8 protein-coding genes and 1 pseudogene are annotated in these 10,975 nt (G+C 65.9%); 4 read left to right on the top strand and 5 right to left on the bottom strand.

Annotated features, from left to right (window positions below; all coding sequences use genetic code 11):
* Nucleotides 1-10: 10 nt before the first annotated feature.
* From AC0V8S_RS33635 to AC0V8S_RS33620, 4 genes are read left to right on the top strand one after another with little or no spacing between them, the layout of a single operon-like run.
* Nucleotides 11-1,327, top strand: coding sequence for a Coenzyme F420 hydrogenase/dehydrogenase, beta subunit C-terminal domain (locus AC0V8S_RS33635; RefSeq protein WP_475435888.1), 1,317 nt, complete (start codon nt 11-13; stop codon nt 1,325-1,327).
* A 13-nt stretch (nt 1,328-1,340) separates the two neighbouring features.
* Nucleotides 1,341-2,507 (top strand): NAD(P)/FAD-dependent oxidoreductase, encoded by a 1,167-nt coding sequence (locus AC0V8S_RS33630; protein WP_475435887.1) that lies wholly within the window; start codon nt 1,341-1,343, stop codon nt 2,505-2,507.
* Nucleotides 2,504-3,787, top strand: a complete 1,284-nt coding sequence (locus tag AC0V8S_RS33625) for a Zn-dependent hydrolase (protein ID WP_475435886.1) — start codon at nt 2,504-2,506, stop codon at nt 3,785-3,787. The genes AC0V8S_RS33630 and AC0V8S_RS33625 overlap by 4 nt, the downstream gene beginning before the upstream one ends.
* Nucleotides 3,784-4,449 carry a cysteine hydrolase family protein gene (locus AC0V8S_RS33620; protein ID WP_475435884.1) on the top strand — a complete coding sequence of 222 codons (666 nt, stop codon included), beginning with the start codon at nt 3,784-3,786 and terminating at the stop codon, nt 4,447-4,449. The genes AC0V8S_RS33625 and AC0V8S_RS33620 overlap by 4 nt, the downstream gene beginning before the upstream one ends.
* Here the strand turns inward: AC0V8S_RS33620 and AC0V8S_RS33615 are convergent.
* The 5 genes and pseudogenes from AC0V8S_RS33615 to AC0V8S_RS33595 form a co-directional block, all read right to left on the bottom strand.
* Nucleotides 4,434-5,921 (bottom strand): N-acyl-D-amino-acid deacylase family protein, encoded by a 1,488-nt coding sequence (locus AC0V8S_RS33615; protein ID WP_475435883.1) that lies wholly within the window; start codon nt 5,919-5,921, stop codon nt 4,434-4,436. The genes AC0V8S_RS33620 and AC0V8S_RS33615 overlap by 16 nt on opposite strands.
* 12 nt (nt 5,922-5,933) lie before the next feature.
* Nucleotides 5,934-7,474, bottom strand: a pseudogene (locus AC0V8S_RS33610) (trimethylamine methyltransferase family protein).
* A 22-nt stretch (nt 7,475-7,496) separates the two neighbouring features.
* Nucleotides 7,497-8,519 (bottom strand): D-2-hydroxyacid dehydrogenase, encoded by a 1,023-nt coding sequence (locus AC0V8S_RS33605; protein ID WP_475435881.1) that lies wholly within the window; start codon nt 8,517-8,519, stop codon nt 7,497-7,499.
* The gene (locus AC0V8S_RS33600) at nt 8,476-9,384 is read right to left on the bottom strand and encodes a dihydrodipicolinate synthase family protein (RefSeq protein WP_475435880.1); all 909 of its coding nucleotides are present in this window, start codon (nt 9,382-9,384) and stop codon (nt 8,476-8,478) included. Before AC0V8S_RS33600 ends, AC0V8S_RS33605 begins: the two co-directional genes overlap by 44 nt.
* Nucleotides 9,385-9,448: 64 nt before the next feature.
* Nucleotides 9,449-10,867, bottom strand: coding sequence for an MmgE/PrpD family protein (locus tag AC0V8S_RS33595; RefSeq protein WP_475435878.1), 1,419 nt, complete (start codon nt 10,865-10,867; stop codon nt 9,449-9,451).
* Nucleotides 10,868-10,975 lie beyond the last annotated feature (108 nt).

The raw sequence follows: 10,975 nt of genomic DNA, 5'->3' as shown, positions 1-10,975 counted from the left end.
TCGCAACGAGATGGGCCACATCGAAGCCAATCGAATACAGGGCACAGTGGCGCCTCCGGCCGATCTCTTGTCGTTGAGCGAGATCGTCGAGAACGGGCTTTGCATCGGCTGCGGCCTCTGCCGTTCGATCGCCGCACCCGATGCCATCGAAATGGTGATGACGCCGGAGGGGCGCGAGCGGCCGGTGGCGAGGCAGGCATTGGACAGGTCGACGCTGATGCGGATCAACGCCGTCTGCCCGGGGACCCGGATCGCCGGTCCACCGCCGGCGCAGGCAAGCAATGCCACGTTGACCGACACCGTCTGGGGGCCTGCCGAACGGCTTGTGCTCGGCCGCGCCGGAGACCCGACCGTGCGGTTTATCGGCTCCGGCGGCGGGGTGCTGACGGCGCTCGGCCAGTTCCTGCTGAGCTCCGGGCGCGTCAAATTCGTGCTCCATGTCGCGGCATCGCGTTCCCAGCCGATGCGCAGCGAAAGGCGGCTGAGCTTCAATGCGGCGTCGATGCTTGAGGGCGCCGGCTCGCGCTATGGCCCGGCTGCGACCTTGGTGGATTTCGGCGACATCCTCGATCGTGGCGAGCCCTTCGCGCTGATCGCCAAGCCTTGCGACATCACCGCCGTGCGCAACCTGGCGCGGCTCGATTCCCGCGTCGACCTGCACATGCGCTATGCGCTCGCCTTCGTCTGCGGCGGCGCATCGGACCTGTCGAAATCGGACCAGGTGCTGCAGCGTTTCGGCCTCGCCGAGGACGAACTGGCGCTGTTCCGCTATCGCGGTCACGGCAATCCCGGCCTCAACCGGATCGAAACGAAAGACGGCCGCGCCTTCGAGCTCACCTATAGGCAGCTGTGGGAGGACGAGGACAAATGGATGATCCAGCCGCGCTGCAAGATCTGTCCCGACGCGATCGGCCAGGTGGCGGATATCGCGGTTCATGACGCCTGGTTGAACGGCGGGCCGGCGGTCGAGGACGAGGCAGTCAACGGCATCATCGTGCGAACAAAGCGCGGGCTGGAGCTATTCGACGCGGCGGTCGAAGCCGGCGTGCTGGAGATCAAGCGCGAGACCGGCTTTGCCGAAATCAGTGAGTTGCAGTCGCACCAGCTGCGCAAGCGGCGCGCCGTTTGGGCGAGGCTGAAAGGCATGGCGATCGCCGGTAAGCCCGTGCCTTTTGTCACCGATCTCGCACTTGAAGATTGCGCCCTGCAGAATTCGCTGGCGGAGAATCTGGCCGAGGGTCGCGGCGCCCGCGACCGCGCTCACCGCGGCCGCCTGGGTGAGCCGCCTGCCGTGCCGCGCAAAAGCAAGGTCGTGCAGTCATGTTGAAGGATGGGCTGATATGAGTGCCGCCGAGCAAACCGAAATCATCATCATTGGCGGCGGCGTTACCGGCGCCGGTGCCGCCTTCGAGATGTCCCGCACTTCCAAGGTGGTCGTGCTCGAGCGGGAAAGCCATTGCGGCTACCACACCACCGGCCGCTCCGCGGCGAGCTTTACCGAAAATTACGGCAACGGGATCATTCGTCGCATCGTGCTGGCGAGCCGGGCTTTCCTGACCGAGCCGCCTAGCGGCTTCTGCGATTACCCGCTGCTCAGCAAACGCGGCATGATCACCGTGGCGCGCGCCGATCAGCTCGATCTTTTGGCGCAGGATCTTGAGGCAGCGCAGGCGCTGGTTCCCTCGATCGTCGCCATGACACCGGCCGAGGCGATTGCGCGCGTGCCGGTGCTGCGCGCGGATTATCTCGCCGGTGCCTATATCGAACCGCATTCGATGGACATCGATGTGAACGGCCTGCATCAAGGCTATCTGCGCGGCGCCCGCTCGCGTGGCGCGCGTGTTGTCACCAATGCCGGCGTTAACGCCATCGACCGGCAAGGCGGCCAATGGCGGGCCGAAACCCCAGCAGGACCATTCCTTGCGCCAATGCTGGTCAATGCCGCCGGTGCCTGGGGCGACGAGATCGCTTTGATGGCGGGCGTGCGTCCGGTCGGATTGCAACCGAAGCGCCGCACTGCCTTCAACATTCCGGCTCCCACCGGCATCGACATCACAGACTGGCCGCTGGTCAACGATGTCGGCGCCGAATTCTATTTCAAGCCGGATGCCGGGCAACTGTTCGTCTCGCCGGCGGACGCTACGCCCTCAGTGCCGATGGACGCCTATGCGGAAGACATCGATGTGGCGATCGGTGCAGAGCGTCTCGAACGGGCGACCACCATCGAGGTGCAGCGCGTGTCGCGCTCATGGGCGGGCTTGCGGACCTTCGTCGCGGATGGGTCGCCGGTGGTCGGACCGGATGACGAGGTCCCGGATTTCATCTGGCTGGTCGGGCAGGGTGGCTACGGCATCAAAACCTCGCCGGCGCTGTCGCGCGTCTGCGCCAGCCTGATCGCGGGCAAGGGTTTTCCGGACGATGTCGCAAGGCAGGGCGTGTCGATGGACGATCTCACGCCACACCGGCTGCGCAACGTGGAGTCCCAAGCCAGGCAGGTTGCTTCATGAGCGATGCCGCATTCACGGCTGGCGGCAGGCTGGCTAGGCATCTGCTGGAAAGGCTTGCGCACGCCACAACCGATGTGCCGGGGATCACGCGCGTCGCCTACGGACCCGGCGAGCGCTTCGCCCACGATCTCGTGCGCGACGAAGCGGAAAAGCTCGGCGCCACGGCGCGTGTCGATGCCGCCGGCAATCTCTATTTGACGCTGAAGGGCCGTAATCCGGATTTGCCGGCGATCGTCATCGGTTCGCATCTCGACAGCGTGCCGCATGGCGGCAATTTCGACGGCGCCGCGGGTGTCGTGGCCGGGCTGGCAGTGATGGCCGAACTGGTCGGGCAAGGCATTCAATTGCCGCGCGACCTGATCGTGCTGGCGACCCGCGCCGAAGAGGCTGTCTGGTTTCCGCTGTCCTATCCCGGCAGCCAGGCAGCACTTGGCCTGCTGGAGCCGGCGGCGCTCGAAGCGAAGCGGTCCGACAGCGGACGCACGCTTGCGGATCACATGCATGAGGAAGGCTTCGACCCTGATGCCGTGCGGCGCGGTGTGCCGGGCATCGATGCCGGCCGGATCGCGGCTTTCGTCGAAGTGCATATCGAGCAGGGACCGCGCCTTGTCGCATCCGGTGCGCCGGTCGGTATCGTCACCGGTATCGCCGGCGGCTTCCGCTATGTCGATGCGAAATGCCTTGGCGCCTACGCGCATTCTGGTGCCGAGCCGCGCTTTGCCCGGCATGACAGCGTGCTCGGCTTTGCCGATCTTGTCGCCGGCCTTGAAGCGGAATGGGACGCGCTCGAGCACGAAGGCCATGAAGCCACCATCACCTTCGGTCGGGTGGAATCCGATCCGACCCAGCATGGCGGCAGCCGCGTCCTGGGCGAACTTCGCTTCACGCTCGATGTGCGCAGCGCCGAGGCCGCTGTCCTGGAACGCATCGAGGCGCGCCTTCATTCGCTTTTCGCCGAAGTCGGCGCCAAGCGCGGCGTCAGCTTTGAGGCCGGACCGCGCTTCACCTGGGAGCCGGCGACGATGTCGCCGGCGCTGATCGCGAGGCTGGACCGCGCTGCCGCCGAGCTGCAAATGCCTGCGCCGCATGTGCCGAGCGGGGCGGGGCATGATGCTGCCACCTTTGCCGGCGCCGACATTGCGACCGCCATGATCTTCGTGCGCAACGAGAACGGCAGTCACAACCCACATGAAGCGATGGAGATCGCCGATCTCGATCAGGCGATCCGCCTGCTTCTTCGTTTCGTCACCGACTTCGACAATCCTCCGGGACAGCCATGAACCTTGCCGCGACCGCGTTGCTCGTCATCGACCTGCAGAACGAATACCGCCCCGGTGCCGCTTGGCCGGTCATCGGCTATGACGCGGTGCTCGCCAACACCGTCGCGCTGATCGAAGCCGCCCGGGCGGCGGGCGTGCCGGTCATCCATGCGCAGGCCTGGGTGAAACCGGAGGAACGCGACGGCTATGCGCGGCAGGAGGAAATCCTGACCGAGGAATTCCGCTCCGCTGTCGCGGGCAGCGAAGGTGCTGCGATCTGCACCGAGGTGGCGGCGCAGCCCGGCGACATCGTCATTCATAAGCATTGGCCGAGCGCCTTTCGCCGCACCGACCTTTCAAAACGGCTTGCCGACCTCAAGGTCGAGAACCTGGTGGTGACCGGCGTGCTCACCGACAGCTGCGTGACCGAGAGCGTGTTCGACGCGGTCTATCAGGGGTTCAGGGTCTGGCTGGTCAAGGACGCCTGCGGCAGCTTGAGCGAAGCCATGCACCGCACCGGCATGCTCGATATGGCCAACCGGCTCTACGGCGGCGGTATACTGCGCCTGCCCGAGGCGCTGAAGGCGCTCGCCGGCCAGCCCTTCGACGGCTGGCGCTGCACGCGGCCGGTGGAATTTGTCTACACGCTGGAAACCGTCGACCGGATTTACGAGGCTCTGTGATCGGCGCCGCAGCCGCATGCGCCTCTGACGACCTTTGAAGCCGAGGGCTTGAGAACAGCGCCCGGCAGCGCTCCGGTTGCCCTGCCGCCACGCCAGGCGGATACGCCGTTTACGAAGACATGCTCGATGCCAGTAGCAGGCCGGCGCGGTTCTTCGAAGGTGGCGGTATCGATGATCGTGTCCGGATCGAAGATCACGAGGTCGGCGAAATTGCCTTCGGCCAGCAGCCCGCGTTGCGCGATGCCGAATTCCCGTGCGGGCAGGCCGGTCATGCGGAACACGGCCTCCTCCAGGCTGAACAGGCCGACATCCCTGGCATAGTGGCCGAGCACACGCGGAAACGTGCCCCATAGACGCGGGTGCGGATGGATGTCATGCGGCAGGCCATCCGAGCCGATCATGGTGCGCGGATGGGCGATGATGTTGCGCACGTCCGTTTCGTCGAGCTGGAAATAGACAGCACCTGCCGGCAGCAGGCGCTCGCCGGCCTCGCGCTCGCTGCAGTTCCATTCGCGCGCGATGTCGGCGATCTCGCGCCTTGCCATCTCCGGATGCGGATCGGACCATGTCACGAGGATTTTCAGGCCCGTGTCGCAGCGCTCCAGCCGCAGCACCGTCGAGCTCGCGGCATAGGGATAGACATCCATGCCGATGTCCATCGTTTCGCGCGCCCGGTCGATCCGGGCGAGTGAGGGCCGGCTCTTGCCGAAATTGGCGCGGCCGGTGCATTGGTGGTGCGATATGAACAGCTTGCCGCCGGCATGATCGGCAATGTCGATCGCTTCCTCGATCGCCTCGTCCATCGTCTCGAAATAGTTGCGTGTGTGGGTGACATAGGGGCCGCCAAGACCTGCCGCTGTCGCGGCCAGCGCCTTGACCTCTTCGGTCGAGGACTTCACGGCCGGCGGATAGTCGAGCCCGGTGCTGAGGCCGAAGGCGCCTTCAGCCATCGCCTCGGCGATCGCCTCCTGCATCGCCGCCGTCTCCGCTTCGTTGGCCGGACGGTCGGTCACCGGCATGCAGCGCTGGCGCAAGGTGGTGTGGCCGACGAGCAGGGCCGCGTTGGTGGCGATGCCGCGCCGCTTGAGCTCGGCGACATAGTCGGCAAAACGGTCGAAGCGGAAATTCTCGCGGCCGCCGACCAGCGTGAAGGGCGGCGGCGGTGTCTTGTCGAGCAGCAGCGGCGCCAGGCTGACGCCGCAATTGCCGGCGATCACCGTGGTGACGCCCTGGCTAATCTTCGGGTCCATGCCGCGTGGCGCCAACAGCGCGCCGTCGTCATGAGTGTGCACGTCGATGAAACCGGGTGCGACCACCTTGCCCCTGGCATTGATCTCCTCGATGCCAGTCGCGTCGTCCAGCCGACCGACGGCGGCGATCCTGTCGCCGGTGAAGGCGATGTCGGCCTCGAAAGGTTTCGAGCCGTCGCCGGCGATCAGCGTCGCGTGACGGATGACGAGATCGTATGTCATCGGGCGGATTTCCTAACCTTCCGGATTGGCGAGGATCTCCTCGCGGCGGCGCGCGACATAGGCGTCGAGCTCTTCGCGGATCGCTGGGTCCATCACCGGTTCTTCGTAGTCGTGCAGCGCCTGCTGCCAGAGCTCCGTCGCCCGCTCCAACGCATCCTTGCCGCCGGCTTCCTCCCAGGCGCCATGGTTCTGCCAGTTGGAGAGCATCGGCTGGTAGAAGGCGGTGGTGTAGCGCGACATGGTGTGCTCGGCGCCGAAGAAATGGCCGCCGGCCGGAACCGACTTGATCGCCTCGAAACCGAGGTCGTCTTCCTGGAACGGCAGCGGCCGCAGGAACTCCATCATGTTCTGCAGGATCTCGACGTCGAGCACGAGCTTTTCGTAGGACGCGGTCAGCCCGCCCTCCAGCCAGCCGGCCGCATGATAGATCAGATTGGCGCCGCCCAGCACCGCGCCCCAGGTCGCCATTTCCGTCTCGTAGGCTGCCTGCAGGTCGACCACGTTGGAGGCGTTGGCATTGGAGGTGCGGTAGGGCAGATGATAGCGCCGCGCCAATTGCCCGGCGATGATGTTGGCCTTGGCATTCTCCGGCGTGCCGAAGGCCGGCGCGCCCGACTTCATGTCGACATTGGAGGTGAAGGCGCCATACATCACCGGCGTGCCGGGTTGACGAGCTGGGTCAGCACCACGCCGAACAGCGCCTCCGCGTTCTGCTGGCAAAGGGCGGCGGCCAGCGTCACCGGCGTCATCGCGCCCATCAGGGTGAAGGGCGTGACGGTCACCGGCTGGCCGTGCTCGGCCATGGCGATCAGGCCCTCGGCCATCGCATCGTCGAACAGGCGCGGCGAGTTGATCGAGATGATCGTGGTCACGCCGGGCGAGGCGCGCATCTCCTCGACGGAGATGCCGCGCGCTATCGCCATCATATTGATGCCGTCCATGGCCCGGGCGCGGCCGATGGCGGTGCAATGGAAGGAGAGATCGCTTAGCGTCAGATTGGCGTGGTAAGTGTCGAGATGGCGCGCATTGGCCGGCAGCTCCATCGGCGCCACCACCTGGTTGCCGATGATGTGGATGGCGTTGAAGTGGTGCGCCAGCTTGATGAAGTTCTGGTAGTCGGCGAGATTGCCCTGGCGGCGGCCGTTGATGCGGTCGTGCACATTGGGCGGACCCGCGACCAGGCCGAAGACCAGCGAATTGCCGCCGAGATGGACTTGTTTTTCCGGATTGCGGCTGGTCAGCGTGAAGGAGGATGGCACCGCCCGCAGCGCTTCGTTCACCAGGCTCTCGTCGATGCGGATGGTCTTCTCTTCGCGGTCGACAATGGCGCCGGCGGAAGCGAACAGGTCCATCACCCGCTCGCTCATGACGCGGATGCCGAGTTCGGACAGGATGCGCATCGAGGTGTCGTGCAGTTGCTGCATCCGCTCTTCGTCGAGAAGCTGCATGGGCGGATAGGGATTCTTGACGCTCTGCCACGGCAACTGCGCGATGCCGCCACCACTGCGTTCCAGCCTCGACCTGCGGCCGCCGCCGCGTCTGTCCTGTGACATCGGATTTATTCCTTCCCGGCCTTCAATAGCCGCGCTCCGGACTGACCACATTCTCCAACGGCTCGCCGCGGCGGTAGCGCGCCAGATTGTCGGTGAACATGCGCACCGACTTGATGTCCCAGCCGTCATAGACCGCCGCGCAATGCGGCGTGATGGCGACGTTGTCGTAACTCCAAAGCGGGTGCTCGGCGGGCAGCGGCTCGGTCGCAAAGACATCCAGCGCCGCGCCCTTGATCTGTTTGGCATCGAGCGCGGCCAGAAGTGCTGCTTCCTCGACGACGCCGCCGCGCGAAATGTCGATGAGCACGGCCGAAGGCTTCATCGCGGCAAAGGCCGCTTTGCCGAGCAGGCCGTGCGTGGTCGGCAGCAAAGGCACGCAGCAGACGATGAAATCGGCGTGGCCGATGAGGGACAGCAGCGCGTCAACACCATGAACCTCGTCTAGGCACGGCGTTGGCTTGGGGCGCGCGCGGATGCCCAGCGTGCGCATACCCATCGCCTGCGCCCGTCTGGCGACGGCCTCGCCGGTCTTGCCAAGGCCGATGATCAACACGGTCTTGCCCTCGATCGGTTCGACGCGGCCGCCGCCCCACTGCCGCGCCTGCTGGCGGCGTTCGAAGCCGCGCAAGTCGAGCGAAAAGGATAGCATGGCGCCGAGCGCATATTCCGCCAGCATGCCGGCGGCGACGCCTGCGGAATTGGTCACCGTAACGCGCGTCGGATCCCAGCGTCCCAGATGATCCGTGCCGGAGCCGCCGATGGACACCCATTTCACGGTCGGGCTTTCGACGAGGGCCTGGCGCGGATAGCGCGGCGTGCCATCGAAGCGGATGGAATAGACCACTTCCGCCACCACGCGCTCGATCAGCTCGGGAAGCGCAGCGTAGCTATCGCAGGGGTGGACCGGGAGGCCCGGATGCGTCTCCGCGAGCACGGCCAACGCGCCAGCCGGCTTGTCGGTGTGCAGAATGACGGTTGGGCGGGCCGACATGGCGCGGGCCTCAGCCGTGGCCGACATGATCGGCGGCACTGCCCAGCGCGGCAAGCAGCGCTTGCCCGTTCTCCAGCGTCGCATTTTCGTGCGGCGCACGCAGGTTCAGCCAGCGTCGGTCGCCGGAGCGCACCGCCAGCACGGCCTTCATTGCCGGGATCAGGCCGGCATCCTGGATGATCTTGCGGAACGCCTTGATCGCCGCATCCGCTTCGGTAACGTCCTCTCCGGCCAGCGTACGATCGTAAAGCGAGCGGATGGCCGCGGCGTTGAGGTTGACGGTGGCCGAAATGCAGCCTGCCGCGCCGTTGGCCAGGCCCTTGGTCAGTTGCGCTTCAGAGCTGGGGAACACCGCAACCTTGGGCGCCGCGGCAATCACCGCCGCCGTGTTGTTCCAGTCGCCGGCGCTATCCTTGTAGGCAACGACGGTGTCGGGAAACGCCGCGCTCAGCCGGGCGGTCAAGGCCGGGCTCACCGGCACGCCGGAGTTCTGCGGAATATGATAGAGGATCATCTTCATTGCCGGGTTCGCGACCCGCTCGATCAGTTCGCTGTAGTAGCGTGCCTGCCCGTCATCGCCGGCGGCGGTGTAGAAGAACGACGGCAGCACCATCACGCCGGCGCAGCCGAGCCCGACCGCGTGCGCCGACAGTTCGACGGTTTCCGGAAGCGCGGTGACGCCGGTGCCGGGCATCAGCCGGCCTGGTGAAATGCCGGCTTCGATCAGCCACTCCAGCGCCCGCATGCGCTCACCGAGCGAGAGCGACAGCGCCTCGCCGGTGGTGCCGAACGGGGACAGGAAATGCGCGCCTTGGTCCAGCACCCATTTGGCATGGGACACAAAGAGATCGCGAGCGATGCCGCCATCGTCCGCGAACGGCGTCAGGATCGGTGCGATGGTTCCTTGCGGGCGGGTCATGCGTGTCCTCTGTGCGTGATCGTGTTCGGTGCCGTGTGTGACCGTCGCTATTGCCGTCCGGCCGCTACCACGCTGGCCGTTGCAGCATCCTGGTGATCACCGGAGGATCGTAGAGCAAGGCAGAGAGGTCGCAGAAGAGGCTGTCGCGGTTGCTGAGCGACAGCACCGCATCGCGGATCGCCTCGGCGCGGCCTTGTCCGAGCACCGGCGCGGCGAATTCCATGTACTTGGCCTCGATTTCAGCTTGCGTCAGCGGCGCCTCCGGTCCGCCGCGCGCATGGACGTCACCCGAAGCGAGGATCCGCCCATCTGATGTCGTGATCGTCACGTCGGCCCAGCGGCCCGCCGGAAAGCGGGCACTGTGGCGCTCCGATTCCACGACGGTGATGCGGCTCAGCATATCCGCCACGGCAACATCCTCCAGCCCGCTGCCGGAAATGTGCTCCAGTCCGATGCGGCCATGGACGATAAAGGTCGCGACGGCGAAGCGCAGGCTGTACTGCGCCTTCGAGGTCGTGTCCGGCATGCCGTCGAACAGCGTTGCGGCGTAGTGGAAGCTGTTCACCTCAACGTGGCTGATATCGGCGGGCGCGAGATGATGCGCATGGCAGAGCCCGCGCGTCGCGTCGATCGCGGCATGCGCCCAGCGGCAGATCGGGTACGGCTTCACATACTGGTGCAGCACCTGCCAGAAGGCGCCGAGATCCTGCCAATGCGGCGCGACCTCGGGCTGCTCGACCGTGATTGCCGGCGCGCCGGTAAAGCCGCGTTCGGCGAGCACGGCGGCGGACAGGCCGACCAGCGTGCCGATGCCCGAGCCGTCATGCAGCATCGTCGGGTTCGCGATCTCGCGCATCATCTGGCTGCGCGGGCCGTGATATTCGGCAATGCCAAGCGCCTGTCGCAGCTGATCGTCGCTGAGCCGCCGCAACCTCGCCGCCACCGCAACCACGCCCAGCGCATTCCAGGCGCCCGATGTATGGTAGTCCGACACGGTCGCGTGCAGTGCGATGCCCGCCCGGCCGGCAATTTCGTAGCCGACGACCAGGGCCGCCAGTGCTTCCGGTCCGCCAAGGTCAGGGCGTGCCTCGGCAAGCGCTGCCAGCGCCGGCACGACGGCGACGCCGATATGACCCTTGGTCGGGCTGTATCCGTCATGGCCGTCGAGATTGTCGATCTGTGTCGCGGCCGCATAAGCGGCTCCAGCGATGCTGGTACGGCGGCCATCGAAAAGCATGCGTGCCGAATGCCGCGGGTCGGTCGAGCCGTAGAGAAGTGCGGCGGTGTCGCGGGCAATCCGGCCCGCTTCCATCGGACCGGCGGCAATGGCAATGCCGATTGTGTCGAGCAGGAGATAGCGTGCCTGCTCGAGGACAGGGGCGGGGAATGCGGCCGCCGGCCGCCGTAACACGAAATCGGCCAGGCGAACGGCAACGCTGGTACTTGCGTCAGGCCCTTCACGCCGATGCGACGGCACAGCCACTTGCATCACTCCCCTTTGCGTCACGACATCATTAATTTGGGTTCATCGTGCTTTCACGCAATTAGTTCAGCGGCATTGGCCAAAAAAATTCACGTCTTGCGATCAGCC

It is taken from the genome of Mesorhizobium oxytropidicola (assembly GCF_056174625.1).
The sequence above is the reverse complement of the archived record's forward strand: the minus strand, read 5'-3'. Positions and strand labels throughout refer to the sequence as shown.